25 protein-coding genes, 1 tRNA gene and 1 pseudogene are annotated in these 25,836 nt (G+C 62.5%); 20 read left to right on the forward strand and 7 right to left on the reverse strand.

What is annotated here, in order from left to right:
- The first annotated feature begins 238 nt into the window (after nt 1-238).
- The 10 genes from ACIPUD_RS12635 (at nt 239) to ACIPUD_RS12680 (ending at nt 12,795) form a co-directional block, all read left to right on the forward strand.
- Nucleotides 239-427 (forward strand): hypothetical protein, encoded by a 189-nt coding sequence (locus ACIPUD_RS12635; RefSeq protein ID WP_018453189.1) that lies wholly within the window; start codon nt 239-241, stop codon nt 425-427.
- 103 nt (nt 428-530) lie between these two features.
- A complete protein-coding gene (locus ACIPUD_RS12640) occupies nt 531-2,234 on the forward strand; it encodes an ABC transporter ATP-binding protein (protein ID WP_446480768.1) in 1,704 nt (567 codons plus the stop codon).
- Nucleotides 2,231-3,895 carry a peptide ABC transporter substrate-binding protein gene (locus ACIPUD_RS12645; RefSeq protein WP_085350774.1) on the forward strand — a complete coding sequence of 555 codons (1,665 nt, stop codon included), beginning with the start codon at nt 2,231-2,233 and terminating at the stop codon, nt 3,893-3,895. Before ACIPUD_RS12640 ends, ACIPUD_RS12645 begins: the two co-directional genes overlap by 4 nt.
- Before the next feature lie 72 nt (nt 3,896-3,967).
- Nucleotides 3,968-4,918, forward strand: coding sequence for an ABC transporter permease (locus ACIPUD_RS12650; protein WP_018453192.1), 951 nt, complete (start codon nt 3,968-3,970; stop codon nt 4,916-4,918).
- Between the two features lie 37 nt (nt 4,919-4,955).
- Nucleotides 4,956-5,834, forward strand: coding sequence for an ABC transporter permease (locus tag ACIPUD_RS12655; protein ID WP_026232479.1), 879 nt, complete (start codon nt 4,956-4,958; stop codon nt 5,832-5,834).
- A gap of 153 nt (nt 5,835-5,987) precedes the next feature.
- A complete protein-coding gene (locus ACIPUD_RS12660; RefSeq protein WP_446480769.1) occupies nt 5,988-7,298 on the forward strand; it encodes an NAD(P)/FAD-dependent oxidoreductase in 1,311 nt (436 codons plus the stop codon).
- A gap of 87 nt (nt 7,299-7,385) precedes the next feature.
- Entirely contained in the window at nt 7,386-8,813 is a 1,428-nt protein-coding gene (gene thrC / locus ACIPUD_RS12665; protein WP_446480770.1) for a threonine synthase, read from the forward strand.
- Between the two features lie 450 nt (nt 8,814-9,263).
- Nucleotides 9,264-10,049 carry a GNAT family N-acetyltransferase gene (locus ACIPUD_RS12670; protein WP_446480771.1) on the forward strand — a complete coding sequence of 262 codons (786 nt, stop codon included), beginning with the start codon at nt 9,264-9,266 and terminating at the stop codon, nt 10,047-10,049.
- Nucleotides 10,050-10,060: 11 nt separating this feature from the next.
- Nucleotides 10,061-11,254 carry an alanine racemase gene (locus tag ACIPUD_RS12675; RefSeq protein WP_446480772.1) on the forward strand — a complete coding sequence of 398 codons (1,194 nt, stop codon included), beginning with the start codon at nt 10,061-10,063 and terminating at the stop codon, nt 11,252-11,254.
- Between the two features lie 83 nt (nt 11,255-11,337).
- Nucleotides 11,338-12,795, forward strand: a complete 1,458-nt coding sequence (locus ACIPUD_RS12680; RefSeq protein WP_204512488.1) for an aldehyde dehydrogenase family protein — start codon at nt 11,338-11,340, stop codon at nt 12,793-12,795.
- Nucleotides 12,796-12,941: 146 nt separating this feature from the next.
- On the opposite strand, the gene ACIPUD_RS12685 is transcribed toward ACIPUD_RS12680, so the two are convergent.
- Nucleotides 12,942-13,913, reverse strand: coding sequence for a LysR family transcriptional regulator (locus tag ACIPUD_RS12685; RefSeq protein WP_446480773.1), 972 nt, complete (start codon nt 13,911-13,913; stop codon nt 12,942-12,944).
- Between ACIPUD_RS12685 and ACIPUD_RS12690 the strand changes: the two genes are divergently transcribed.
- The 5 genes and pseudogenes from ACIPUD_RS12690 to ACIPUD_RS12710 all read left to right on the forward strand — a co-directional run bounded on the left by ACIPUD_RS12690 (nt 13,889) and on the right by ACIPUD_RS12710 (nt 18,972).
- Entirely contained in the window at nt 13,889-14,956 is a 1,068-nt protein-coding gene (locus ACIPUD_RS12690) for a four-carbon acid sugar kinase family protein (RefSeq protein ID WP_446480774.1), read from the forward strand. The genes ACIPUD_RS12685 and ACIPUD_RS12690 overlap by 25 nt on opposite strands.
- Complete coding sequence (gene pdxA / locus ACIPUD_RS12695; RefSeq protein WP_446480775.1) at nt 14,953-15,957, forward strand: 4-hydroxythreonine-4-phosphate dehydrogenase PdxA; 1,005 nt, start codon at nt 14,953-14,955, stop codon at nt 15,955-15,957. Before ACIPUD_RS12690 ends, pdxA begins: the two co-directional genes overlap by 4 nt.
- Nucleotides 15,957-16,991 (forward strand): cupin domain-containing protein, encoded by a 1,035-nt coding sequence (locus ACIPUD_RS12700; protein WP_085350769.1) that lies wholly within the window; start codon nt 15,957-15,959, stop codon nt 16,989-16,991. The genes pdxA and ACIPUD_RS12700 overlap by 1 nt, the downstream gene beginning before the upstream one ends.
- A pseudogene (locus ACIPUD_RS12705) lies at nt 16,960-17,304 on the forward strand (cupin domain-containing protein); the annotation flags it as partial. The gene ACIPUD_RS12700 and the pseudogene ACIPUD_RS12705, both read left to right, overlap by 32 nt.
- Before the next feature lie 345 nt (nt 17,305-17,649).
- Entirely contained in the window at nt 17,650-18,972 is a 1,323-nt protein-coding gene (locus tag ACIPUD_RS12710) for an NAD(P)/FAD-dependent oxidoreductase (protein ID WP_018453207.1), read from the forward strand.
- A 101-nt stretch (nt 18,973-19,073) separates the two neighbouring features.
- Here the strand turns inward: ACIPUD_RS12710 and ACIPUD_RS12715 are convergent.
- Nucleotides 19,074-19,158, reverse strand: a tRNA-Leu gene (locus ACIPUD_RS12715).
- A 154-nt stretch (nt 19,159-19,312) separates the two neighbouring features.
- Between ACIPUD_RS12715 and ACIPUD_RS12720 the strand changes: the two genes are divergently transcribed.
- Nucleotides 19,313-19,852, forward strand: coding sequence for a disulfide bond formation protein B (locus ACIPUD_RS12720; protein ID WP_018453208.1), 540 nt, complete (start codon nt 19,313-19,315; stop codon nt 19,850-19,852).
- A gap of 3 nt (nt 19,853-19,855) precedes the next feature.
- On the opposite strand, the gene ACIPUD_RS12725 is transcribed toward ACIPUD_RS12720, so the two are convergent.
- A complete protein-coding gene (locus tag ACIPUD_RS12725; RefSeq protein WP_085350767.1) occupies nt 19,856-20,941 on the reverse strand; it encodes an AbrB family transcriptional regulator in 1,086 nt (361 codons plus the stop codon).
- A 98-nt stretch (nt 20,942-21,039) separates the two neighbouring features.
- Nucleotides 21,040-21,324 carry a PsiF family protein gene (locus ACIPUD_RS12730; RefSeq protein WP_018453210.1) on the reverse strand — a complete coding sequence of 95 codons (285 nt, stop codon included), beginning with the start codon at nt 21,322-21,324 and terminating at the stop codon, nt 21,040-21,042.
- Between the two features lie 202 nt (nt 21,325-21,526).
- Between ACIPUD_RS12730 and ACIPUD_RS12735 the strand changes: the two genes are divergently transcribed.
- Nucleotides 21,527-22,018, forward strand: coding sequence for a hypothetical protein (locus ACIPUD_RS12735; protein ID WP_085361101.1), 492 nt, complete (start codon nt 21,527-21,529; stop codon nt 22,016-22,018).
- 47 nt (nt 22,019-22,065) lie between these two features.
- On the opposite strand, the gene ACIPUD_RS12740 is transcribed toward ACIPUD_RS12735, so the two are convergent.
- Nucleotides 22,066-22,614, reverse strand: coding sequence for a TetR/AcrR family transcriptional regulator (locus ACIPUD_RS12740; protein ID WP_085350765.1), 549 nt, complete (start codon nt 22,612-22,614; stop codon nt 22,066-22,068).
- Nucleotides 22,615-22,723: 109 nt separating this feature from the next.
- On the opposite strand from ACIPUD_RS12740, the gene ACIPUD_RS12745 reads away from it, so the two are divergent.
- The 3 genes from ACIPUD_RS12745 to ACIPUD_RS12755 all read left to right on the forward strand — a co-directional run bounded on the left by ACIPUD_RS12745 (nt 22,724) and on the right by ACIPUD_RS12755 (nt 24,390).
- Nucleotides 22,724-23,152 (forward strand): acyl-CoA thioesterase, encoded by a 429-nt coding sequence (locus ACIPUD_RS12745; RefSeq protein ID WP_018453213.1) that lies wholly within the window; start codon nt 22,724-22,726, stop codon nt 23,150-23,152.
- Nucleotides 23,153-23,155: 3 nt separating this feature from the next.
- Entirely contained in the window at nt 23,156-23,632 is a 477-nt protein-coding gene (locus tag ACIPUD_RS12750) for a PaaI family thioesterase (protein ID WP_446480776.1), read from the forward strand.
- A gap of 98 nt (nt 23,633-23,730) precedes the next feature.
- A complete protein-coding gene (locus ACIPUD_RS12755) occupies nt 23,731-24,390 on the forward strand; it encodes a DsbA family protein (protein ID WP_446480777.1) in 660 nt (219 codons plus the stop codon).
- Nucleotides 24,391-24,467: 77 nt separating this feature from the next.
- On the opposite strand, the gene ACIPUD_RS12760 is transcribed toward ACIPUD_RS12755, so the two are convergent.
- Together ACIPUD_RS12760 and ACIPUD_RS12765 are read right to left on the reverse strand one after the other, a co-directional pair.
- Complete coding sequence (locus ACIPUD_RS12760) at nt 24,468-24,674, reverse strand: hypothetical protein (protein ID WP_377828976.1); 207 nt, start codon at nt 24,672-24,674, stop codon at nt 24,468-24,470.
- Nucleotides 24,675-24,756: 82 nt separating this feature from the next.
- Nucleotides 24,757-25,827 carry a phospholipase gene (locus ACIPUD_RS12765; protein ID WP_446480778.1) on the reverse strand — a complete coding sequence of 357 codons (1,071 nt, stop codon included), beginning with the start codon at nt 25,825-25,827 and terminating at the stop codon, nt 24,757-24,759.
- Nucleotides 25,828-25,836: the final 9 nt, after the last annotated feature.

Below are 25,836 nucleotides of genomic sequence, written 5' to 3' on the forward strand. Positions count from 1 at the left end.
ATTCGCCAAAGCACCAGGGCATCAGGCGTTGAGCGCGTGCAGCCGTGCCGTGCACAAGGCAGGCCGCCTGAGAGTTCTCTCGTCGCGGCGCAGACTGAAATGCCAGATGGCACTTCGTTTTCAGAACTTCCTGCTGCCCATACGGCGCGTTTCGGCGACTCTGGGGTGATTGAAGCAGTCAAACTCGCGAATGCCGGGTCAATGTCGATCAGTGGCAGAAGTTCTAAAGGGACGCTGGATGAGCCTTGTCCAGGAACAGACCTCCACAAGAGCAATCAAGCTGGATGGGACTGTTAGCTCCACGAACTTCGATTCAGTGATCGAGTTGGCCGCTCGTCCGATGTTTTGGCTTGAGCGACAGCTTTTTCCTGTCGAGCACCAAGCTTTGAATCATGTCGCACTCTCCGAACAGGGAATGGCAAAATGAGCGGCGAATTTTCGACCTGTCCGATCGTCGCGGCGGCAACAATGGCCGAAGAGCCAATCCGCAGCAGAATGACCCAACGCCGTTGAAAGGGGAGACTGTTCAAATGGCCTCTGCCTCTCAGGCTGTAGCTTCGGAAGATGTGGCACTCTCGGTGCGCGACCTGACCGTGAGCCTGCCGGCCGGGATGGAGCGGGCTCACGCCGTCGAGAACGTCTCCTTTGATCTGAAGCGGGGTCAGATACTGTGCATCATTGGAGAGTCCGGATCGGGCAAGTCGGTCACAGCCAATGCGATCATGGGGCTTCTGCCCAAGGCGATACGTGTTGCCTCGGGTTCGATCGACCTGAATGGGACCGACATCGTAGCCATCTCGCCCGATAAGCTCCGCAACCTTCGCGGCCGCGTCGTCTCGATGATCTTTCAAGATCCGCTCTCAGCGCTCAATCCGCTGATGACCGTGGGCGCGCAGATCGAGGAAGTGATGGCAGCGCACGACGTTGGGACCGCGAAATCCCGTCGCAGCCGCGCCATAGACTTGTTGGTTGAGGTCGGCCTTCCCGATCCGCAACTCATGTATCACCAGTATCCTTTCCGGCTTTCGGGCGGGCAACGGCAGCGGGTGATGATCGCCATGGCTCTGGCTCTTGAGCCCGCGATCCTGATTGCGGACGAGCCGACGACCGCCCTCGACGTGACGACGCAGGCGCAGATCCTCAAACTGATCCGCGACATTCAGCGCCGCAAGGGAATGAGCGTGATGTTCATCACCCATGACTTTGGAGTCGTGGCGGAGATTGCCGATTCCGTTGTGGTGATGGAGAAGGGTCATTGCGTGGAGCAAGGCAGTGCCGAGCAGGTGCTCAAGTCGCCCAGTCACCTCTATACGCGCCGCCTGATCGCGGCCGTGCCGCATCTGACCGGCAAGGACCGCAATCCCTTGGAAGCCGCCGACAGGGCGTCAATCCTGAAGGTCGAGTGTCTGGTCAAGACCTATTGTAGCGGCAGTGCGCTTTTCCGTACGCAGCGCATCGTGCCTGCGGTCAATGGTGTCTCGTTCGATCTCACGCAGGGCCGCACGCTAGGCGTTGTCGGAGAAAGCGGTTCGGGCAAATCGTCGCTCGGGCGGCTGCTGATCAAGCTCATGGAGAGCGACGGTGGCTCGATTTTCTTCGAAGGCCGCGACGTCGCCCGGCTTACCGAGGCCGAGTTTAGGCCGCTAAGGCCAAAAATCCAGATGATCTTCCAGGATCCTTTTGCGTCGCTCAACCCGCGCTCGACGGTCGGGCAAATTCTCACAGTCGGGCCGGTCGCGCATGGCGTGCCGCACAGAGAGGCTGGTGAGCGGGCGCGGGAGCTTCTGTCCCATGTCGGCCTGGATTCAGGCGCCTTCGACCGCTATCCGCACGAATTTTCCGGCGGTCAGCGCCAGCGCGTCGGCATCGCCCGTGCGCTGATGTTCAAACCACAACTGCTGATCGCCGACGAAGCCGTCTCCGCGCTTGATGTCTCGATCCAGGCCCAAATCCTGAAGCTGCTGGATCAGATTCAGCGGGAGACCGGCGTCTCGATGATCTTCATCACGCATGATTTGCGCGTTGCCAGCCAGATTTGCGATGAGATCGCCGTCATGCATCGAGGACAGATCATCGAACGCGGACCGCCGTCGCAGATCTTCCTGGACCCGAAATCCGCCTACACGCGCGAGCTCGTCGCTGCCATCCCCGGCGAGCAGCCAAGGGGCGCTCGCGCGCTCGCGGGAGTCAATGAATACCGGCGGGACACAGCCAAGAACGAGGAGAGGTCATGACGGAAGCCTATTTTGACTCGAGCTATTCACGGCGCAATGCACTTCGATTGATGGTGGCCGGGGCTGCCGGCCTCGCTGCACCAGGCCTGTTGGGTACGCCCGCCTTCGCTCAGAAGGCCCCCGCCAAACCGAGCGGTCGCATCGTCGTCGGACTTGGACAAGAGCCGACCGTCTTCAATCCGCTGATGGCGCACATTGAAGTCGATGATGGTGTGCATTTCTCGGTTTTCGACGCGCTCTTCCGGATCGACCCAAAGGGTGAGATTGAGCCCAACCTTGCCGTCGAAGTACCGAACCAGAAGAACGGCGGCATTTCGGAGGACGGCCTCAAATGGCGCATCCGTCTGCGTGACGGTGTGCGCTGGCACGACGGCAAACCCTTCACGGCCGAGGATGTGAAATTCACCCTCGAACTGATCACCAATCCCGCCTTCCGGAGTTGGCGCACAGCTGGCCATGCCCTCGTGCGCGACATCACGGTGATCTCGCCCACGGAGATCTCGTGGCGAATGGAACAGGTTTTTGCGCCTTATCTTTCGTTCCTGACCGAAACCTTCATCGTGCCCAAGCACATCCTCGAGAAGGAGGCCAATCCAAACAACGCCGCCTTCAACCAGGCGCCGGTCGGCACCGGCGCATTCAAATGGGGTAAGCGGGTTGCAGGCGATCATCTCGAACTCGTGGCTAACCCCGAATATTTCGGAGAAGGCCCACACATCGAGAAGCTGATCTTCAAATACATTCCCGATCTCACCGTCCTCTACACTCAGTTCAAGAGCGGTGATGTGGACCTGATGGGGCAGCCGTACATCACAGCTGATCATTACGAGGAAGCCAAGGCGCTGGCGAACCGAGTGGTGACACTGGTCCCAAAGGCTTCATTCGAGTCCTTTTACCTGAATTTGGAGCGTCCACAGTTCAAGGAACTTGCAGTCCGTGAGGCGCTCTACGCAGCGATCGACAAGGAATCGATCATCCAGGGGCTCTATTACGGCGTGCCGACTCCGACGGAGACCTTCATGCCGAGGCAGTCCACCTACTATAACTCCAATCTTCCGGCACACGCATACAATCTGGACCGCGCGCGCCAGATCCTCGACCAAGCCGGCTGGGCGCCCGGGCGGGATGGCGTTCGTGCCAAAAGCGGCGTCCGTCTGTCCTTTGCCAGCTCGACCACGTCAGGCGATCCGCTTCGCGAGCAGGTGCAGCAGTTCTTGCAGCAGACATTTGCTCAGTTGGGCGTCGAGATGAAGATATCGAACTTGCCCGCCGCGGTGATGTGGGGCGAGTTCTGGCAGCAATCGCAATTCGATTCCGTGATCGTCGGCAGCACGTATCTGATCGGCGCCGACCCGGACGTGACCAATCGCTTGCACTCGCGTGCGATTGCAGCGAAGGGCGGGCGTGGTTCGAATAATGCGCAGTATTCAAATCCAGAGGTCGATGCCTTGCTCGACCAAGGCGCTCGCAGCTTCGATCCGGACGCGCGGCGCTCGATCTACCGTCGCGTACAAGAGCTCGTTCGCCGCGACCTGCCCTTCCTACCGCTGTACCAGACCAATTCGGTCCAGGGTAACAAGAAGGGCATTTCCGGCGTCGTGCCGAACGTCAACACGCGCACCGAATCCTGGAACGCGCTGGCTTGGTCTTGGGCGAGTTGACGTATCGCCGCCCGAGGCCCGTATAGGCGCAGGGCGGCGCCTAGGCGCTGTCAAGCTAACATGGAGACTCGAATGCCCGGGTTCCTGCTTAATCGCTTTTCGCAGAGCATCGTGCTGTTGGTGATCGTCTCGATCATTGGCTTCACGGTGCTCAACTTCATGCCGGGCGGTCCTCTCGCGCAGTTCGGGCTGGATCCCGGCATGACCCAGAAGGACATTGAGCGACTGGCAGAGCAGCTCGGGCTGAACCGGCCGTTGTGGATTCAGTATTTTGATTGGGCCTGGCGGTTGGTTCAGGGCGACTGGGGTCACTCTTTCCGCGACGGAACGCCGGTGCTGGCGGTGATTGGGCGTCACCTCTTCGCTACGCTGCTGCTGATGGGGACGTCCACGGCACTGGCCATCGCCCTTGGTTCCTGGATCGGGATCCGCGGTGCCACCCACCGCTATTCCCTGTTCGATTATTGCGCGACGATTGGCGCCATGGTCGCGCTGTCGGTCCCGACCTTCTGGTTCGGCCTCGTCGGCATCTATATCTTCACGTTGAAGCTCGGTTGGGTGCCTGCAGGGAACATGTACACGATCGGCGACGGATCGGTGCTGGACTACTTGCATCACCTGATCTTGCCAAGCTTGGTGCTGTCGCTGGTCCATGTCGCGGTCTGGAGCCGCTACATGCGCACCGCGACCCTTGATGCGCTGAGCCAGGATTTCGTCAAGACGGCTCGTGCCAAGGGCCTAAGTGAGCGCCGCATCCTGCTGAAGCATGTCGTCGGCAATGCGCTGTTGCCGATGATCACCCTGGCTGGGGTGCAGTTGCCGAGCATTCTGACCGGCGCGTTGGTCACTGAGACCATCTTTACTTGGCCGGGAATGGGGCGGCTGTTTCTCGACAGCCTCGGCTACAGTGACTATCCGATGGTCATGGGGCTGTTGATATTCTCAGCCATCCTTGTCGTGCTGGGCAATCTCGTCGCAGACATCCTTGTCGCACTCGTCGATCCGCGCATTCGTCTCAGCTGAAGACGCAGGTTCGTGCCGTCAACAGGAGTCCCCCGTTATGACTGACATCTCCGCCCACCTCCCTCCAATTCGCTGGTGGCACAGCCGCGGGGTGCGCCGGTTCATGCGACACCATCTGGCGCTGCTCGGGTTCGCGATGATCGCCCTGCTCGTGTTGGCGTGCGTCGTGGGCCCCTACGCCTTGCCTTACGATTCGCTCTATATAGATCTGCGCGCCCGCTTTGCTCCTCCCTTGAGCGGTCATCATTATTTCGGCACCGACCCGTTGGGGCGAGACTTGGCCGTGCGACTCTTGATGGCCGGGCGTGTCTCGCTACTGGTGGGATTCTCCGCGATGTTGTTGTCAACGCTGATCGGAACGCTCGTCGGCGTGACCGCAGGCTATCGCGGGGGCTGGATCGGAGCCGCGCTGATGCGCACGGTGGATGGCTTTCTTTCCTTCCCCTCGATTTTCCTCGTGCTGGCGTTGGCCGCGACGCTCCGGCCCAGCCCGATGATGATCACTGTCATCATAGCTGTCACGAGCTGGATGGAGGTTGCCAGGATCGTCGAAGCCGAGGTCCGTTCGCTGCGCGAGCGCGAGTTTGTCCAGGCCGCGCGCATGGTCGGTCTGAGCGGCAGGCACATCATGCTTCGCGAAATTCTGCCCAATGCCACGGGTCCGATCATCGTGGCCGCAAGCCTCACCGTCGCCCGTGCGATTCTTCTGGAGGCCTATATCAGTTTCCTTGGTTACGGCATCCAACCACCGCTGCCCAGCTGGGGCAATCTGCTCAACGGCGCCCAGCAATATCTGGCCAGCGCTCCCTGGCTTGCCATCATTCCAGGCGCTGCGATTACGATCGCAGTGACCAGCTTCAACTTCATCGGCGACGGGCTGCGCGATGCGCTTGACGTTAGAGATGACCACATTTGACGGCTTGAGCCCAGGTGGCAGGCAGCGGACAGCGTTGAAGGCTATCCAGCAGAACCTCTTGATAGCGTAGACGTCGCAAGCATCGCGTTGGCTGATCAGAATCCGTCTTGTCAGTAATCCAAGGCCACTTTTAACACACGAGAAGTCAGCGACATGCACGAGCCCAGAGCCGCAAAGAAGGACACGCCCTATTGGTGGGAAGCTGCACCACTTAGGTCGCTGCCTCAACAGACTCTTCCCAAGAAACTTGACGTGCTGATCGTGGGCGCTGGCTATGCCTCTCTTTCGGCCGGGCTGGTGCTGGCGCGCGAGGGACGCTCGGTTGCGGCCTTTGACGCGATGAGTCCGGGCGAGGGAGCCTCGACGCGCAACGGTGGAATAACCAGCGCGAGCATACGGCCGGATTACGCCGCGATCTCCCGACGCTTCGGCGCAGACAAGGCGCTGGCAATCGAGGCGGAAGGCAAGATCGCCCGCGAGTTCCTTTACGATTTCATCAAGACCGAGGGGCTTGCCTGCGATTTCCAGCTGGTCGGGCAGTTCAAGGGCGCGTTCGGATATGAGCAGTACGACACGATGGCGCGTAGCGCGGAAGTATTAGCGAAGAGGCTGCGGATCGAGTCTCACGCCGTACCTTATGCCGAGCAGCACAGCTACATCGGCACCGATGTCTACCGGGGTGGAACAGTCCGGATGGATATCGGAGGGCTACAACCGGCGAAGTTTCACGCTGAACTGCTTCGCGTGGCGCTCGCTTCGGGCGTCGCGGTTCATGCGGATACGCCCGTCATCTCCATCGAGAGAGATGGTTCCGGATTCCGTATCGTGACCTCGGCCGGTTCGGTGCAGGCGCGTCAGGTGCTGGTTTGCACGAATGGCTATACTGATAGCGCCGTTCCCTTCCTGCGCCGCAGGCTGGTCCCGGTTCGCAGCCGGATCATTGCAACCGAGGAGCTCGCACCTGACGTCATGGAGCGGCTGATGCCCAAACGCATGATGATGACCGAGAACCGCCAGGTCGGGTTCTATTACCGCCCATCGCCCGACGGCAAACGTATCCTGTTAGGGGGGCGCGACAGCTCTCGTGTCGGTAACCCGGTGGCTCCAAAGCTCCTGCTGCGCAAGGGGTTGGTGAACCTTTTCCCCGAACTCGAGAATGTTCGCCTTTCGCACAGCTGGTTCGGCAATGTGGCGATGAATCGCGACATGCTCCCGCGCATCTTCGAAGAGGACGGTGTGGTTTATGCCACTGGCTTCTGCGGTTCAGGCGTCGTCTGGGCGCCTTGGATCGGGATGCACGCGGCCCACAAGCTGATCGGAAACCACGAACGGGCGCGCACCGCCTTTGACTTCCGTCCGCCGGACTCCATCCCGCTCTATCGTGGCGATCCCTGGTTCATGCCCGCCATGATCTGGGGATATCGGATGCAGGATCGTTTCGCGCTGTGGCGCGACCGCCGCTGACGGCTGGAAACTCCATCGGGCATTCCCAAAGGTACAACTCAGGTCATGGAGCTGGCGGCACTGCCGCCTCTCGAAAGAAGAGCATCGATGCACTACGTATCCACGCGCGGACATTCAGGTCGCAGACAGTTCTGCGAAACATTGCTTGAAGGCCTCGCCGAGGATGGCGGGCTGTACGTACCTGAGACCTACCCGCGTGTGGACGCCGCTACATTGGATGCGTGGCGTGCCTTGTCCTATCCCAGCCTGGCCTTCGAGGTCCTGTCGCTCTACGTCAGCGATATTCCGCCCGCTGACCTGAAGGCAATCTGCGAAAAGACCTACACGCCCGAGATCTTTGGAACCTCGAACATCGTTCCGCTTCGAAAGCTGGAGACGCGGCTTTACCTCCAGGAATTGTCGAACGGTCCTACGCTGGCGTTCAAGGACGTGGCCATGCAGTTGCTCGGCAATCTGCTCGAGTACGAACTGGCACGGCGGCACGACGAATTGAACATTCTTGGGGCGACCAGTGGCGACACCGGGAGCGCTGCGGAATACGCAATGCGCGGCAAGAAAGGGGTGCGGGTCTTCATGATGTCGCCCCTCGGACGGATGAGCTCCTTTCAGCAAGCTCAGATGTTCAGCCTGCAGGACGACAACATCCACAACATCGCCATAGATGGCGTGTTCGACGACTGCCAAGACATCGTCAAATGTGTGTCCAGCGATCTGGAATTCAAACGACGATATAAGATAGGTGCGGTGAATTCGATCAACTGGGCCCGACTGGTCGCGCAGGTCGTCTATTACTTCTCCGGCTATTTTCAAGTCTCCGAAGGGAGGTCAGCAGGCGTTGACTTTTCCGTGCCTTCAGGAAACTTCGGAAACATCTGCGCTGGTCATGTTGCGCGCATGATGGGACTTCCAATATCCCGTCTCGTCCTTGCGACCAACGAAAACGACGTGCTCGACGAGTTTTTCCGCAGCGGCATTTATCGCGTCAGAAGCCGAGCTGACACGCTTGAAACATCGAGTCCTTCCATGGACATCTCCAAGGCGTCAAATCTCGAGCGTTTCGTGTTCGACTTGCTCGGTCGCGACGCCCGTCGGACGAAATCGCTGTTTGAGAACCAACTTTGGGAATGCGGTTCGTTTGACCTCAGCGGTGATCCCAGCTTCGTAACGGCGGCGGCGCGTTTCGGATTCCGCAGCGGCAGGAGCACTCATGCCGATCGACTGGCGACGATCCGTGACACGTGGGAGCGCTACAACACAATGATCGATCCTCACACTGCGGATGGTGTGACGGTCGGGCGCATGCATGTGAGCCCCGAGACGCCGATGCTTGTGCTCGAAACTGCACAGCCAATCAAATTCGCTACGACGATCAAGGAAGCGTTAGGCCGGCAACCAGATCGTCCGCTACGGTTCGATGGACTAGAAGGGCTGCCGAGGCGAGTCAAAGTCCTTCCCCCGAATGCACAAGCTATAAAGAACTACATTGCGGACATCACGCAGGGTGCAACCTGTTGAAGGGTCGATTCCGGATCGAAGAGTGTTTCAGCCGTGGCTGTATTTACGGTGCTGTCACCCGACGAGGTCGCAGCGTTCGTTCAAGCGCGCTATCGGAGCGATCCGCGGTTGATGCCCGGTATCGTTCCGGGCCATCGGATGCCGGAACGGGATCGCGCTGCGGCGTGGCGAGACGCTGACAGCACATCGTCCCTTCTATCGGATCATCAATGCAATTCCCTGCCGAACTCTGTGTCAGTCTGATCGCGTAATGCTGTCGCAGCCAAGATACGCTGCAATTCGCGGGAACATCGTCAGATGGACCTCGCCGTGTCAGGCACTGACGATTAGTCCGCTAACCCAAGCATGAGACGTCGACGCATCATGGCAACCGAAGCTACCCAAGCCGGAGAACGCGAGATTGAAGACGTGGCCCTAGTCCCTTTCGCGAGAGCGCATCTGAAAGGTGCCTTGAAGCTCTCGCAGGAGATGTCTTGGCCGTATCTGCTCAAGGATTGGGAATTTGCGCTGCAGCTTGGCCGCGGTTTCGTGGTGACGAGTGCGGGTGCTGTGGTGGGGACCGCGCTGTGGTGGCCTTACGGCGACACCCATGCTTCCGCCGGAATGGTCATCGTCTCGAAAGCCGTTCAGGGACGGGGGTACGGGGCCCGGCTGATGGACGCGCTGCTCGCGGCGGCACGACCACGAATCGTCACGCTGAATTCGACCGCCGAAGGCCTTGCGCTTTACGCACGCCGCGGCTTCGCCAGCATCGGCATGCTGCACCAGCATCACGGCGTTCCTCGCCAGGGCCGCGACATGCCGCCGGTCGGGAACGTCAGAGCGATGGTTCCGTCGGACTTCGAGGCCATAGTCGGTCTCGATCACGAGGCCACCGGCTGGATGAGGCGCGAGATGCTGAACCGGCTGATCGAGGTCGGTTGCGGCTATGTCCTGCTGCGTGACGGCATACCCCGCGGCTACGCCATTTCCCGTCTCTTCGGCCGCGGACATGTCATCGGCCCTGTGGTCGCCGAAAGCCCGACCGATGCGCGCGCATTAATCGGGGCCGCGCTCGCGCCCCTCGGGAGTGTTTTCGTCCGGATCGACACCTCGGCCTCCTCGCAACTCGGTGACTGGCTTGGAAACATCGGCCTGCAGAAGGTCAGCGACGCCACCACCATGGTCTTGGGGACGCAGATGCCATGGACCGGGCCGGCGCGCACGTTCGCGGTCGCCAACCAGTCGTTCGGCTAGGAGACCTTGAGATGCAACGCCCCGATATGCGCCGGACGGATAGCCAGAACGCCGCGCCACGCAAGATAACCGCGACGGTCGGCGCACTGGCGACGCCGGCCCTCCTGCTCGACAAAGACCGGCTGGATCGCAATCTCGCCCGTCTGTCCTCTCGTATGGCCGCGGCTGGCGTCGTGCTGCGCCCCCATATGAAAACCGCGAAATCCATCGAGGTTGCCCGGCGCGCCTATCCCTCCGGGCCGGGGCCGATCACGGTCTCCACCTTGGCGGAGGCTGAGTACTTCGCGCAGTACGGTTTCCGTGACGTGACATATGCCGTCGGCGTGGCACCGCACACCGCTGAAAGGGCGATGCGTCTCCGCAAAGCCGGCGTTGACCTTAAGGTGCTGCTCGATTCGCCTGAACAGGCGGCGATGTTGGGAACGGCAGCGCGCGCCGCCGGCGTGACGCCCTCCGCCTTCATCGAGATCGACTGCGACGGCCATCGCGGCGGGCTGACCGCCACCGATCCCAAGCTCATCGCCGTCGCGGCGGCCCTGGCCGAGGCCGGCGTCACGCTCGCCGGCATTCTCACCCATGCCGGCGAATCCTACAGCCTTTGCTCGTCCGATGCCCTCGTCGCGGCCGCAGAGAACGAAAGGGCCGTGGCCGTGGCGGCCGCGGAGACATTGCGGGCGGCGGGGCATGAATGCCCGGTCGTAAGTGTCGGTTCGACGCCGACCGCCCATTTCGCCGAAGGCCTGACCGGCGTCACGGAGATGCGGGCCGGCGTCTACATGTTCTTCGATCTGGTGATGCACGGCGTCGGTGTCTGCACGACCGACGACATCGCGATCTCGGTTCTCGCCACCGTCATCGGCACGAAGCCGGAGAAGGGATGGATTTTGGTCGATGCGGGCTGGATGGCACTGTCACGTGATCGCGGCACCGCGGCGCAGCGGGTCGACCAAGGTTACGGTCTCGTCTGCGATCTGTCCGGCCAACTCTATCCGAATCTGATCGTCGCGCAGGCGAGCCAGGAGCACGGCATCCTCGCCATAAGGTCCAGATCGGCTGCAGCCCTCCCGCATATCCCGATCGGCGCGAAGGTCAGGATTCTGCCCAATCATGCCTGCGCGATGGCGTCACAGCACGAACTTTACAATGTCATCTCGGCGGGAAGTGACGCAATCGAAGCTCAGTGGCCGCGGATGCGCGGTTGGTAGATCTGAAACAGAATCGGGCGGCGATTTGCGCATGCCCAGCTTCCGCTGGTCGGCGCCTATTACCGGATCAAGGATCGCTTCCAATGACCTCGGCCGTTCGATACCTGACGGAAGCCGGCTTCCTCGGCAAATTTTACATCGACGGAGAATGGCGGAAGCCGACCGGGTTGGCGACGGCGATCGTCGTCAATCCGGCGATCGAGCAGCCGGTCGCAGAAATCGCGCTCGGCGATGATGAGGATGTAGACTGCGCGGTCGCAGCCGCGAGAAAAGCCTTTACCGGCTGGTCCCGTAAGCCGGCTGCCGAGCGGGCGGCGCTGCTCGACCGGGTTCACGGTTTGCTTCTCGATAGGCTGGAGCTGTTTGCGCAGGCCATCACGTGCGAGATGGGGGCCGCCATCACTTACGCGCGCCGCGCCCAGGTGCCGCTCGCTGCCGAACATATCCGCGTCGCGCGTGACAATCTCGCGACCTATCCGTTCATCGCCGCGCGCGGCAGCACCGCGATTATGCGCGAGGCAATCGGCGTCTGTGGTCTCATCACCCCCTGGAATTGGCCCCTCTACCAGATTACGGCCAAGGTCGCTCCGGCGCTGGCAGCTGGCTGCACGGTGGTGTTGAAGCCGAGCGAACTTTCGCCGCTGAGTGCCCTGTTGTTCGCCAAGGTGATGGACGATGCCGACTGTCCGCCCGGCGTCTTCAACCTCGTCAACGGGGCAGGTCCAGTCGTGGGGACCGGTCTGGCGTCGCATCCGCAAGTCGACATGATCTCGATCACCGGCTCGACGCGGGCAGGCGTTCTCGTCGCGCAAGCAGCGGCGCCCACCGTCAAGCGCGTCGCACAGGAGCTCGGCGGCAAGTCACCGAACATCATCTTGCCGGATGCGGATTTGAGCCGGGCTGTTCCGCTCGGTGTCGCCGCCGCCTTCCGCAATCTCGGCCAATCCTGCAGCGCACCGACGCGTATGCTTGTGTCCCGCTCACAGATGGCAAAGGTCGAGATCCTGGCGGCGGCGGCCGCTTCTGAATTGGTGGTCGGCGATCCGCTTGCGGAAAGCACGACCCATGGTCCGATCGCCAACCCGCCGCAGTTCGAGCGTATCCAGGCCATGATCGGCATCGGCCTGGAGGAAGGCGCCAAGCTTGTCATTGGCGGGCCGGGGCGGCCCAACGACCTTCAGGTCGGCCTCTATGCGCGGCCGACCATCTTCTCGAACGTCAATCGCGACATGAGAATTGCGCAGGAGGAGATCTTCGGCCCGGTGCTGTCGATCATTCCCTACGATAAGGTCGACGGGGCGGTCGAGATCGCCAACGATACCGTCTACGGCCTCGGCGCGCATGTGCAGGGCACGGATATTGAAACGATGCAGGCGGTCGCCGGGCAGATCCGGTCTGGTCAAGTTCATCTCAACTATCCCGACTGGGACCCGAACGCACCTTTTGGCGGATACAAGCGTTCCGGAAACGGCAGGGAATACGGCCGCGAGGGCATGGAAGAATATCTCGAGACCAAGGCCGTTCTCGGATTCTATCGATGAAATTCATCTCGGAAAGCGAATCGGCTTCCGCTGACGCGAAAGTGTTTCCGGCGGTGATCGCACACGCGTCGGATCGCAGAACACCTTCTCAAGTCGGGTTCAACGCTTGATAGCGCCGAGCCCTTGAGGAGCGCGAAGTTGAATCATTAGATCAGATTGCACTGTTCCTGCAGCCATGAAGCAAGATAGTTCGCTTTCCCAGACAGTTCAGTTTCTCCCGCCCAGATGAGGCCATAGTGGCTTTCGTCCGGATCGAAACCGGCAGGTGCGATGAGCCGCCCTCTATCTACGTCGTCCGTTGCAAGGACCCGCGGGCTGAGGGCAACGCCCAATCCCGCCAATGCTGCTTCGACGATGAGGAAGTGGTGATCGTAGAAGCGTATCTCCGCGGGGCGCCGCACCGACGGGTGGGTGGAAAGCCATCGCGACCAAGCGTCCGCCCGAGTCTTCGAACCTAGGGCGATGTAGTTTCCTGAGGCAAACACCGCTGCGAGCTGAGGGCTCATGACCGGTCCTACCCTTTCAGGAAAAAGGCGCCGGACGTGCCACGCCTCTGGGAGCGCAAAGTCGAGCCGACGTATAGCCATATCGATCCGATCGCGGCGAAACTCGACGGGGCCGCCGGCGACTGACAGATGTAGAGCGATGTCGGGATGGACGGCCTGAAAGCTTGCAAGCCGTGGAATAAGCCAGCGCATAGCGACTGAAGGCTCGCATGAGAGAACGAGGGAGTTCTGCTGTGCGTTGGCAGCACGCAAGCTCTCAACGGTTGTCGCCAGCTCGGTGAAGAAACGGCCGAGTGTGAGGTTGAGCACTTCTCCAGAGGCAGTGAGACTCAAGCCACGTCCGCTTTTTTCGAAGAGTTTGAAGCCAAGGTCTTCCGACAGTTTGGTGATACGGCGACTCACAGCCCCATGGGTCAAGGCAAGGCTGTTCGCGGCAAGCCGAACCGACCCCAGCCGCGCAGCGGTCTCGAACGCACGCAAGTCGTCCAATGAAGGTATTTCTGATCGCCTCATTGGTGATCTCATATCACCAATGTAGCGCAAAAAATATCGCTTTTTATGTTGAATTTGCTTAGCATAATTGATCCATGCGAACCAATGGCGAATACACAATCGGTATCCTAGCCGACGACCTGACCAGCGCCGCCGATGGGGCCGGTCCGTTTGTCGAGCGCGGTTTGCAAGCCGTTGTCGGCCGGTGCCGGCTGCCGCACCAGGAGGCCACGATTGTCGCCGTTGATAGCGGATCTAGATCAGTGCCGGCTTCGCAAGCGGCGCGGCGGCAGTCAGAACTTGCCCAGCAGCTCGCTTCGCGGGTTGTCCTCTACAAGACCGTCGACTCGACTCTTCGCGGGCATGTGACGGCCGAGATGGAAGCGGCCTTCACCGTAAGCGGCCGCAAGATGCTGGTCTTTGCACCTGCGTTCCCTGGCGCTGGGCGTACAACCGTCGACGGCGTTCAGCTTGTGGACGGCATTCCTGTAACGGAGACCGAATACGGTCGCGACCCCGTCCATCCGGCGCGACATTCTCGGCTGCCTGAGGTCGTTCCGGCCTCCATCGGAAGGGTCGTCATCCTTGATGCTGCGACACAGGCCGATCTCGACAAACAAGTTGCGGCCCTGCCGGATCCGGAGTCGATCCTATGGGTGGGCTCTCCGGGCATGGCCCTTGCCCTGGCGAAGCGTCTTGCGCCGCTTGCGGTTGCGTCGGACGTGACCGCCGCGGTTAGTGGCGACATTCTTGTTGCGATCGGCAGCGCCAATCCGCGCAGCCATCGTCAGGCCGGCTGCATCGCAATGGAGCCTGGAATCGCTCTGCTGCAGGCTCCGATCGAACGGATGAATGATCCCGGATCCGTCCTGCGCGACATTGCTCAAAATGCGGCTCGACGGGTGGCCGACAAGCGTTTCGATATGGTGATCGCCACAGGCGGGGACACCATGGAGGCGATCCTGGATGGCCTGGACATTTGTGAGTTCGAGATCCTGCAAGAGCTGGAGCCAGGCTTTCCGCTTGGCCGCACGTCCCTCGGAGATGGACGAGAGCTGCTGATCGCCATGAAGGCAGGCGGCTTTGGCGACGACGATACGCTGCGTCGTGCGATCACGCAGCTCCGCCTTGGCACCTCGGTATTAGAACTGGTTGTATCATGACCCAATCCGCTCCCCTCGCCATCACAATGGGCGATGCCTCCGGCATCGGCCCGGAGATCGTGGCGAAGACATTGGCCAAGGCCGGCGAAGGCACGGTTGTATTCGGCAGCTACGCCGTGATGGAGAATATCGTCCATCGTTTGGGTCTCGAGCTGACGGTCAGGCGTATCGCCGGACCTGAAGAGGCGCGCTCTGAGCCGCGGTCCATCGAAGTTGTCGAGGCGACGCAAATCATCGCGCCGCCTCCGCTCGGGAGCGTCAGCGCCATGTCCGGCCAAGCTTCCTTCGATGCCGTCGTCGCCGCCGTCGCGGCAGCCAAGGCCGGCAAGGTCAGCGGCATCGTCACCGCACCGATCAACAAGGAAGCGATGGCAAGCGCGGGCATTCGCTATCCCGGGCACACCGAAATCCTCGCCGACTATGGTGGTGCGGAGCGCGTTGCGATGATGCTGGCCAACGATGATATCCGCACGGTTCTCGTCACCATCCACATGTCGCTGCGCAAAGCCATCGACCAAGCGGATTTCGATGCCCAGATGTCGGCGATCCGGCTCGCAAATGAGGGCGGCAAGGCCCTCGGGATCGCGGCGCCGCGCATTGCAGTGGCAGGGCTCAACCCCCATGCCGGCGAAGGTGGTCTCTTCGGCGACGAAGAAATCCAGATCATCCGGCCTGCGATCGAAGCGGCCCGCGCCGAGGGCATCAACGCCAGTGGCCCCTGGCCCGGGGACACTGTCTACATGCAGGCCCGCAAGGGCCGCTTCGATGTGGTCGTGGCCCAATATCACGATCAGGGCCTGATTCCGGTGAAATATCTCGGCCTCGAAAAGGGTGTGAACATCACGCTCGGCCTGCCGTTCGTCCGTACAAGCCCTGATCACGGCACGGCATTCGACATTGCGGGCCGAGGCATCGCCGACACCGGCAGTCTCGAGACCGCGCTGGCTTACGCGCGAAGGCTCGTCGCCGCGCAAATTAAGACCAAAGAAGGGGTAGTCTAATGGGCCTTCGCTTTATCTTCATGCTCACGCGCAACGATCGCACCGTCGGGGACGCCTCTGAACAACTCAAGACCGCCCTGAGGCTTGGCGTTCGCCACATCGGTTTCAAGGACATCGGCCTGCCGATTGATCGACTCAAAGTTCTCAACCGGGTCATCAAGGCAGACGGCGCCACCTCCTATCTCGAAGTCGTCTCACTCGACCGGCAAAGTGAGATCGTTTCGGCGAAAGCGGCGGTTGAAATCGGCGTCGACGTCTTGCTCGGCGGCACACATGTTGACGACGTGTTGCCGATCCTTGCTGGCACCGGCATTCAATACTGCCCCTTCCCGGGTCGCATCACCGGTCATCCGAGCGTGCTCGAAGGGAGCATCGAGGAGATCGTTGAGAGCGCCCAGGCGCTCGCCGTGCGGGAGGGCGTGTATGGCCTCGACCTGCTCGCCTATCGCTCCAAGGAAGACGTCCCGGCCCTCATCAAGGCGGTGTGCGCGGCGGTGCCCAAGCCCGTCTATGTGGCCGGCTCGATTGATACGCCTGAGCGGATCGCCATCCTGAAGGACGCAGGAGCCGCCGGCTTCACTATCGGCACGGCCGCGTTGGACGGCAAGTATCCGGCCGACGACAAGGACGTCGCTCGCCAGCTTGGGGCCATCATCCGTGACGTGGCCGCTCTGAACCGGCATCTCTCGCCGCTCCACAAGAAGAACCTGGCCAGCTCGTTCGGGCAGCTCAAGGAGACTTGGTCTCCGAAGATCGCGGGTCAGATTAACGACATGCAGATCAAGCTCGCCAAGTTCGCGGGCGAGTTCGCCTGGCGCTTTCACAGGAGCGGTGACGAACTCTTCCTGGTGCACAAAGGCCGCCTGCTGATGAAGTTTCGTGATCGGGACGAGATCATCGAGCAAGGCGAGTTCATCGTGGTCCCGCATGGGGTAGAGCATTGCCCTGTCGCGCTGGACGACGTCTGCGAGGTCGTGCTGCTCGAACCCGGCACATCCATGGATGCCGGCACCGCTCACGACCTCGAAGGCTAGACCGTCTGCCTGCGATCGGAGCAAACGCTTGACGCCGTCGACCGGCCTTCGCCGGTCCGGCCTCGATGACCTCAGGACCTGGGAGCAGGACTCCTCCCGCGCCGACTCGGTGAAGACCGGAGTCTGGGAAGCCACGCCTGGCGAGAACCGCTCGATCAAGGGCGAGACCTTTGAGTACTGCCACATCCTTTCCGGCGTGGTGGAGCTGACCGAGGAAGGCAAGGAGCCTCGCATTTTCCGCGCCGGCGACAGCTTTGTGATGAAACCCGGCTATGTCGGCGTATGGAAGACGATCGAGACAGTGCGGAAGATGACTTCGGGCGCCGAAATGGGCTTTGCCGCCGCGCTGGTGCCTTCTCGACGCTCGTGGTTCAGGACATCACTCGTCCCGGTGTCGCCGAGCCAATCGCGACGGTCTGGGTCCATTTTTCTGGGGCATCGAAAAGCGGTCCAGTCTCCGTGGACAAGCAGGTCGCGCCGCCGTTGCGCCGAACTGGGACGATCGCGCTTGAGCAGCTCGTATCGCTCAAGCGCTCAAAAACCCGAACATCTTGCGAAGTCCTAGATGATTTCAGCACATTCTATCGGGCGCCTGATGCGATGAAGGGTTGATCGGAATTTTGCTTCCGCGTTCTTGGCAGCCGAGGTTCGTTGGAACATGTCGCCCCATGTCGAGCGCATTCACAGCGATGAGCGTCTCCCGGCCGAGGCCGATGTCGTCATAGTCGGCGGCGGTATCCTCGGCGCTACGGCCGCCTATTACCTGGCGAAGCGCGGCCTCTCTGTGGCGCTCCTCGAGAAGGGTCACGTCGCCTGTGAACAATCGAGCCGAAACTGGGGTTGGTGCCGGCAGCAGAACCGCGATCGCCGCGAACTGCCACTCTCGGTGATCTCTATGCGGCTGTGGGACGAGCTCACGCGCGATATCAATCGGGACCTCGGATTTCGGCGCTGCGGACTCGTCTATGCGACCCACGACGAGGCTGTGCTCGCCGGCTGGGAAAGGTGGCGCGAGGTCGCCAGGGAGTACGACGTCGACACCCGCGTGCTGAGCCGGGCGGAGGTGGCCGAGCGCGTCCCCGAAGCGCGCGACAAATGGGTCGGCGGGACCTATTCGGCTCGGGACGGCAAGGCCGAACCTGCGCTCGCCGCGCCGGCTATCGCCGAAGGGGCCAGAATTCTGGGCGCCACGATCCACCAGGGATGCGCCGCGCGGGCGCTCGACTTGGCCAATGGCAAGATTGCAGGCGTGCACACGGAGAAGGGCTATATCAGAACCAGCGCGGTGCTTTGCGCCGCCGGCGCCTGGTCCTCGCGCTTCCTTCGGCCGCTCGGGATCAGTTTTCCCCAAGCGAGCATCCGTCAGACCGCGCTGCGTTCCACCCCGACAATCAACATAGGCGAGGCGGTCTCCACACCCTACTGCACGATCACGCGTCGACTGGACGGCAGCTATACGCTTGCGATCAGCGGCAAGGCGAACCTCGAAATCACGCCCCAGGCTATCCGGTACAGCCGGGAATTCATGCCGCAGTTCTTGCGTCGCCTGAAGAACGTCAGGATTGGCGTCGGCCAATCGTTCGTTTCGGGGCCGGATTCAATGACGGCGCTGCTGACCAACGACGATCGGATCTTCGAACAGAATCGCGTGCTGGATCCTCCGCCCTTGAAATGGCTGGTGAGCCAAGTGGTGGCGAGTGTCCGGAAAACCTTCCCCCAACTCGGCGAAATAAAGCTCGGTAGCGCTTGGGGCGGCTTCGTCGATTGCACGCCGGATGCAGTGCCTGTCGTGTCGAAGGTGGACCGGGTGGAAGGCCTCGTCCTCGCAGCGGGCTGCTCGGGTCACGGCTTCGGTTTGGGCCCGGGCCTTGGCTATCTGGCCGCACAGCTTCTCGTCAACGACACTCCTTGCGTCGATCCCGCACCGTTCCGGCTGTCGCGTCTGACCGATGGCTCGAAGCTGGACATCTCGGCCATCTGAAGATCGAGCCGGAAGTCGGGCCTGACGCGTACCGAGCAACGCCAGGTTTGGAGTACTGCGGATGGTTGCGGACGATTTAGAACGGGCTTGAACAGCCTAGTTGGTGCCCCTGGCCGGAATCGAACCAGCACTCCTTGCGGAACTCGATTTTGAGTCGAGCGCGTCTACCAGTTCCGCCACAGGGGCCCTCGGTCGGCCCTAGGCGGGCGTCGCGAAGCCGGCGGACTATAGCCATGGACCAAGCGGGGTCAACCCGCGCCAAAGTGATCCGGGCCGTTCTCGACAGCCGCATGAGCCGGGGTTACAGCCTTGGAAAGCGACCCATCGAAAAGAGGCTGCCGTGACAACCCAGAGTGCCGCAATACCTGCGTTCAAACCGGCGGCCACGACCCCTGCGCTGGCCGCTTCGCTCGCGGTCGCGCTGACGGCAGCCGCGACCATCGCGGGCGCCTGGTTCTTCCAGCTGGTGCTCGGGATTGTGCCCTGTCCGCTCTGCCTGGAGCAGCGCTACGCCTATTACCTCGTGATCCCGCTCGGCCTGCTCATCGCACTCGCGGCGCGGGGCGGTGCGCCGAGACCGCTGCTGCTCGCGGGCCTGGCGATCCTTGCGCTCGCGAGCATCGCCAATGCCGGGCTCGGCACCTATCATTCCGGCGTCGAATGGGGCTTTTGGAAGGGACCGACCGACTGCTCCGGTCCCGTCGTCAATCTCGGCAGCGCCACCGACCTGCTGTCGCGGCTCGACACCGTGAAGGTGGTCCGCTGCGACGAGGTGCAGTGGCGCTTCCTCGGCCTCTCGCTTGCCGGCTACAACGTGCTGATCTCGCTCTTGATGGCTGCGATCGCCGCGTGGGGATTCGTTGCGACGGTGAAGCGCTGAGGCTCAATCATCCACATCGTCCTGCGTCCGGCCGAACAGGTGCACAATGCCCGGCGTCGCGATCGTCACGAAGACGAAGCGCGAGAGGTGATGTGCGCCGACGAAGATCGGATCGATGTGCAGCGTCAGGGCCAGCGCCAGCATGGCGTCCATCGCGCCCGGTGCGTAGGCGACCACGACGTCGGAGAATTTCACCTGCGTGGTGAGCGCCACGATGCCGACGAAGATCGCGGAAACGGCGATGGCGATGGCAAACGAGCCCAGTGCCGCGTTGATGTGGCCGGCGAGCGTCTTGATCCTCATCCGCGCGAAGCGGCTGCCGATCAGGGCGCCGATGCCGACCAGCGCCACGCCGCGTACCCAGTCCGGCAGGCCGCCCTCGACCCAACCGGCGCCATGCAGCACGCTTGAGCCGATCATCGCACCGAACATCCAGCTCGCCGGAAACCTGATCAGCCGCAGGAGGAGTGCCGCGGCCAGCGAGGCCGCGACCAGCTCGACGAGGTCGAGCGGCGAGGCGATCGTCGTCGTCAGCGATGGCGCGACGGAGGGCGCGACGCCGGCGAACGCCAGCACCATCGGCAGGGCCGCGGTGAGGATGATGACGCGCATGGTCTGCACCACCGCGATGCCCGGCAGGTCGGCGCCGCGCTCGACCGCCAAAATCGTGATCTGCGACAGCGCGCCGGGGCTGCCGGCGAGGAAGGCCGAGGTGCGGTCCCAGCCGTGAATGCGCTGGAGATAATAACTGGAGCCGAAGGTCGAGCAGAAGGTCGCGAGCGCGAGCAGCCCGATGGTGAGCGGATAGGCACTGACCTGTTGAAGCAGGTGGCGAGAGACGACTGATCCTAACGAAATGCCGAGCAGCACCAGCACCGTCTGGGTCAGGATCGGCGGCAGCGTCAGCTGGCGACCGGCGATCGCGGCGATCCCGACCGCGATCATGGAGCCCGAGATCAATCCCCCCGGAAGGCCCGCGAGCAGAAACACGAGGCCCCCGGCGGTGCCAATGACGAGCGTTTCCACCGTGCTCAACATCTTGGCACGGCTCGGCCATTCGAACGGCAGGGAGGCGGTGATTTGCTTCACACCACCTTATCGCAAATCAACAAGAGGCGCACAATTGCGGCCACGTCATACCGCAATGCGCGCGCCTCTCGCCGAAGCCGCGAGCAGGGGGGAAGGATTTACTTCTTCTCCGCAGCCGGCGCGGCCATGCCGGCCTTGGCGGTCTTGATGCATTCGGAGCGGAATTTCTTGCGCTCCTTGCCGTGCAGGCCCTTGGCGTCGGCCTGCTTGGAGCATTCGAGCGACTCGGCCGAGTGCTCCTTCGGTGCCTTCTTGTCCATGGGGGCGGCGGTTGTGGTTTTGGTGTCGGTCTTTGCTGCCGGCGCGGCGGTCTGCGCGAAGGCGGTGCCGGTGGCGAGCAGGGAGGCGAGAGCGACGACGGCGAGGCGAGATGTGAGGGTCATGGTGCTGCACTCTTCTTGCGGGAATTGCGAAGGGCGCGAAAGTCGGCTGGCGTTGCTGAACGCGACATGAATAATTGGAACGTGGAGGATCACTATATTTTGGCGGCAGCAGCCATCGCTTCCTTGTCGCGGGCGGGCGGCACGCTAGGATAGCAATCCTCGGTTCACTTCCCTCGGGGGAAGATCAAGGAGGAGACCAAGGATGACCATTCAATCAAAGTTGCTATGTGCAGTTGCGCTGTCGGGCTTTGCCGCGCTGGTGGCAAGTGCGCCGGCGCAGGCGCTGACCTCGCAGGAGTGCAGCGCGAAATACCAGGCCGCCAAGAAGGACGGGTCGCTCGGCACCACGAAGTGGAATGACTTCCGCAAGGCCCAGTGCGGCGCGGACGCGACGCCAGCGGCTGCGCCGACCGCGGCCGCTCCTGCTGCGCCCGCCGCTCCCGCCGAGCCGAAGCAGGCGAAGAAGGAGGCCGCCCCGGCTGCTGCCCCGACCCTGCCGGCCGGCCCCGCGATCTATCCGAACGCGGTCGATCCGAAATACGCCAAGGAGACCCCCGGCAAGGGGCGCCTGCACACCTGCGTCGACCAGTACAACGCCAACAAGGCCACCAACGGCAATGGCGGCATGAAGTGGATCGAGAAGGGCGGCGGCTATTACAGCGAATGCAACAAGAAGCTGAAGGGCGCCGCCTGACGCTTCCAGACGACGCAGAGGCCGGAGCCAAGCTCCGGCCTCTTGCTTTAATCCAGTAGCTTCTCGGCCGATTTCGCGACGAGCTGCGATCGCTTGCGCGGGCCGCGCTCGACGAACAGCAGGCTCTGGCCGAAGATGAAGCAGTAGAACAGGAAGGCCTGCGCTTCGGCTGCCTCGGTATCGAGGCCGGTCGCGCGATAGAGCTCGGTGACGTGCTTCAGCCGCGCCGCGTCTACGTTCGCCACCGCCGCGGCGGCGCCCTCGTCCGAGCGGGCCCATTGCCGGATCGCAAGCTCGATTGCCATCCCGTCGGGATTGAGCCGCTCGGAATAGAGCTGGATCACCGCCCGCAGCCGTTCGCGGGGCTCTTGGCCATCAAGGCTCGTCTGCTGCGCGATCGCCATTGAGCGCCCCTCGCGCCAGCGCTCCAGCATGGCACCGAGCAGCGCGGCACGGTCGGCGAAGCGGCGGTAGAAGCCGCCCTTGGTGACGCCCAGGTTCTTGGCGAGCACCTCGACCCGAACCCCCTCGACTCCCGATCGGGCGAGCTCGGTGAGCCCTGCCTCGACCCAGACATCGCCTTTGCCGTCACTCATGCAGGCAGCCTCGCCGATTCTTGATACGGTGCCGTATTGCTAACGCGGGAGGAGGTTGATACGCTACCGTATCGACAATCAAAGGCAGAAAAGGCCAGGGAGAATTGCGATGGAGCAGGAGGCGACCTATCGCGGCACGGTCTATCCATGGCAGTGCGATCACGTCGGCCATATGAACATCATGTGGTATGTCGGCAAATTCGACGAGGCCAACTGGAATCTGTTCGCCCGCCTCGGGCTGACGCCGAGCTATCTGCGCGGCTCCGGCCGCGGCATGGCCGCCGTGCAGCAGAACATCACCTATAAGCGCGAGCTGCGCGCCGGCGACATCGTCGAGATCCGCAGCCATCTGCTTGAGATCCGCGACAAATCGATCCGCTTCCGGCACGACATGACCAATGCCGAGACCGGCGAGATCGCCGCGTTCTGCGAGATCACGGGCGTGCACATGGACCGGAGCCAGCGCAAATCGGTGCCGTTCACGGATGCCATCCGCGAGGTGGCCTTGAGGCACCTCGCCGAGAAGGCGGAGGCCTGAGCCATGGCTGCATATGAGCCGAAGAACCCGGGCTATCGCGCGGCTGCCATCGCCATGTTCGACGGCCAGCCGGCGATGCACACGCACGGTATCGTGATCGTCCGCCTTGCGCCGGGCGAGGCTGAATTAGCCATGCTGCATTCGCCGGCCCTCACACAGCAGAACGGCTTTGTCCACGCCGGCATCATTACCGCAGGCCTCGACAATGCCTGTGGTGTCGCCGCCTTCACCCTGATGCCGCGCGAGGCCGATATCCTCACCGTCGAGTTCAAGACTACGCTGCTCGCGCCGGCACGGGGCGAGCGTTTCGTCTTCAAGGCAGAGGTGGTCAAGCCCGGCCGCACGCTGACCTTTTGCGAGGCCAGGGCGTTTGCCGAGCACGAGGGCAAGGTCACGTTGATCGCCACGATGACCGGCACGCTGATGGCAATGCTGCCCCGCGTTGCCGCTTCCCAAGCGCCGGCCCCGATACCGGCATAGCGTGGCGATGACATCGGCGCCGCGACACTCTATATGACCTGTAACAACTCCCAGTCTCGGACCGTATCCACGGAAATGGGACCGAAATGGAACGAGATATGGCTGGATTCAGGAATAAGAGCCTTGTGCCGACGCGGCGCGCGGCGCTGACGCTGATTGGAGCGGGCGCCCTTGTCGCCGGTGGGATCACCGCGGCGCGGGCGGCAATCGACGAAGACGAGGTGCTGACCGAAGCCAAGGTGCTGCGCGATCCCGACGTTCCCGTGGCCGGCAATCCCGACGGGAATATCAGCATCATCGAATGGTCCGACTATAACTGCCCCTATTGCCGCAAGCTCGAGCCCGAGTTGCGTCAGGTCATCCAGGACGACGGCAAGGTCCGGCTGGTGATGAAGGACTGGCCGATTCTCGGTCCGGTTTCGGTCACGGCGGCGCGGACCGCGCTGGCGGCGAAATTCCAGGACAGGTACCACCAGGCCCATGACGCCATGATGGGCGTCAGCTCGCGCCTGACGGAGCCGCGCATCAACGAACTGCTCGCGGCGGCCGGCGTCGACATGGATCGGTTGAAGCGCGATCTCGCCGATCACGCCAAGGACATCGACGCCGTGCTCAAGCGCAACAACGAGCAGGCCGAAGCCTTCGGTTTCCGCGGCACGCCGTCCTTCATCGTCGGCAAATACCGCGTGCCCGGCGTGCTCAGCATGAACGAGTTCGAGCAGGTCATCGCCGACGCCCGCAAGGCCAAGATGAACTGAGCCGAGCGATATTCACCGCGCAATACGAAGGCGCCGCCGCGGACCCGCGACGGCGCCTCATTCACGATACCACGTCGTTACTTGGAGGAGATGCGGACCCAGTCCTTGTGCGCGCGATCGCGCAGCGCGTCCCAATCGGCTTTGGCGACATCCCAGTTTACGATGGTGCGATTGGTCGTCGCGACCTCGCCATGAGCAACCGACGACGTCTGCATGGAGTCATAGACATACACGCCGCAGCCGAGCAGCAGCGCGCCCAAAATCATTCCAAGAAACATCCGCATGGCGAAACCTCCGATGACGGGCGATAACGTCGGCCCGGATCGATTGTTCCGCGGCAGTAGGGCGCAGGTAAGGAGAGGTTGTTCATTCTTCATTCAGCCACTGCAGCAGCTCCGCGTTGATCTCGCGCGGATAGGTGTGGCTGAGGTCGTCGATCTCGCGATAGGTGACGTCGGCGCCGGCGGCGGCGAGGGCCGCCTGCGTCTGCCGCGCGGTCTGCACCGGAAACATCCAGTCGAGCTTGCCGTGCGCGATGAAGATCGGCAGGCGCTGCAGACGCGCAGCGTCAGCCATTTCGGCAATCAGCGGATGGAAGGTCGCCGACACCGGCCCGAGATGCGTGAAGGGCGAGGCGCCGTCGAGGCCGGTGACGTAGCAGAAGGTGCCGCCGTCGCTCATGCCGGTGAGCAGCATGCGCGAGGCGTCGATGGTCCAGCGGCTGCGCACGGTTTCGAGAATGCGCATGAGGTTGGGCGTGTCGGAATCGTCACCCATCAGCGCCCAGGTTGGGCCGGTCGCGGTCGGCGCCACCAGGATCGCACCAAGACTGCGGGCATCGCGCAGCCAGCTCCACAGGAAACCGCGGCCGTTGCCGCTGCCGCCGTGCAACGCCATCACCAGCGGCATGGCGCGATCGGGCGTATAATATTCGGGCACGTAGACCGAAAAGCCGCCGCGGCTGCCGGGCTCGTTGTGATCGTGGATGATGCCGGTGTGCGCGTCCGCGCCGGCTTCGAGCCGCGACAACAGGTCGGCATTCTCGCGATTCGCGGCGTTGAAGAAGAAGCTGCTGACCGGCGGAAACCGCACGGCCAGCGGATAGAGTGCCTCCTGCGCGCGCGGCACATGGCGTAGTGCGCGGAAGACCGCGACGAGGTCGCCATTGCCACGTTCGACCTCGCGCAGGCCGGCAAAGGCGGCGAGCGTCTCGTCGCAGGCACGATCGAGCTGCTCGCGCAGTCCGGTGAACTGCTCCGGCCATGCTCGGATTGCCGCACGCGCCGTTTGCAACGCCTCGTCGGGAGCGCCAATCGCATTCATCACGGAGCCGAAGGCCGGCGGGTGCAGGTTGCGCTGAAAAAAGGCGAGCGCCTCCAGCGCATTGAGCAGCGGCGGCAGCACGGCCACGATATCGTCAACGACGGCCTCGCTCATCGTCGCTTC

Source organism: Bradyrhizobium sp. CAR08, assembly GCF_052871955.1.

Bases quoted from the DNA above. Each gene is read 5' to 3' on its own strand.
- ACIPUD_RS12765 (WP_446480778.1), bottom strand. From the start codon at position 25,827: ATGAGCGAGGCCGTCGTTGACGATATCGTGGCCGTGCTGCCGCCGCTG.
- ACIPUD_RS12635 (WP_018453189.1), top strand. From the start codon at position 239: ATGAGCCTTGTCCAGGAACAGACCTCCACAAGAGCAATCAAGCTGGAT.
- ACIPUD_RS12730 (WP_018453210.1), bottom strand. From the start codon at position 21,324: ATGACCCTCACATCTCGCCTCGCCGTCGTCGCTCTCGCCTCCCTGCTC.
- ACIPUD_RS12675 (WP_446480772.1), top strand. From the start codon at position 10,061: ATGCAACGCCCCGATATGCGCCGGACGGATAGCCAGAACGCCGCGCCA.
- ACIPUD_RS12710 (WP_018453207.1), top strand. From the start codon at position 17,650: ATGTCGCCCCATGTCGAGCGCATTCACAGCGATGAGCGTCTCCCGGCC.
- ACIPUD_RS12760 (WP_377828976.1), bottom strand. From the start codon at position 24,674: ATGCGGATGTTTCTTGGAATGATTTTGGGCGCGCTGCTGCTCGGCTGC.
- ACIPUD_RS12655 (WP_026232479.1), top strand. From the start codon at position 4,956: ATGACTGACATCTCCGCCCACCTCCCTCCAATTCGCTGGTGGCACAGC.
- ACIPUD_RS12680 (WP_204512488.1), top strand. From the start codon at position 11,338: ATGACCTCGGCCGTTCGATACCTGACGGAAGCCGGCTTCCTCGGCAAA.
- ACIPUD_RS12750 (WP_446480776.1), top strand. From the start codon at position 23,156: ATGGCTGCATATGAGCCGAAGAACCCGGGCTATCGCGCGGCTGCCATC.
- pdxA (WP_446480775.1), top strand. From the start codon at position 14,953: ATGACCCAATCCGCTCCCCTCGCCATCACAATGGGCGATGCCTCCGGC.
- ACIPUD_RS12650 (WP_018453192.1), top strand. From the start codon at position 3,968: ATGCCCGGGTTCCTGCTTAATCGCTTTTCGCAGAGCATCGTGCTGTTG.
- ACIPUD_RS12700 (WP_085350769.1), top strand. From the start codon at position 15,957: ATGGGCCTTCGCTTTATCTTCATGCTCACGCGCAACGATCGCACCGTC.
- ACIPUD_RS12745 (WP_018453213.1), top strand. From the start codon at position 22,724: ATGGAGCAGGAGGCGACCTATCGCGGCACGGTCTATCCATGGCAGTGC.
- ACIPUD_RS12640 (WP_446480768.1), top strand. From the start codon at position 531: ATGGCCTCTGCCTCTCAGGCTGTAGCTTCGGAAGATGTGGCACTCTCG.
- ACIPUD_RS12735 (WP_085361101.1), top strand. From the start codon at position 21,527: ATGACCATTCAATCAAAGTTGCTATGTGCAGTTGCGCTGTCGGGCTTT.
- ACIPUD_RS12645 (WP_085350774.1), top strand. From the start codon at position 2,231: ATGACGGAAGCCTATTTTGACTCGAGCTATTCACGGCGCAATGCACTT.
- ACIPUD_RS12660 (WP_446480769.1), top strand. From the start codon at position 5,988: ATGCACGAGCCCAGAGCCGCAAAGAAGGACACGCCCTATTGGTGGGAA.
- thrC (WP_446480770.1), top strand. From the start codon at position 7,386: ATGCACTACGTATCCACGCGCGGACATTCAGGTCGCAGACAGTTCTGC.
- ACIPUD_RS12690 (WP_446480774.1), top strand. From the start codon at position 13,889: ATGCGAACCAATGGCGAATACACAATCGGTATCCTAGCCGACGACCTG.
- ACIPUD_RS12755 (WP_446480777.1), top strand. From the start codon at position 23,731: ATGGCTGGATTCAGGAATAAGAGCCTTGTGCCGACGCGGCGCGCGGCG.
- ACIPUD_RS12740 (WP_085350765.1), bottom strand. From the start codon at position 22,614: ATGAGTGACGGCAAAGGCGATGTCTGGGTCGAGGCAGGGCTCACCGAG.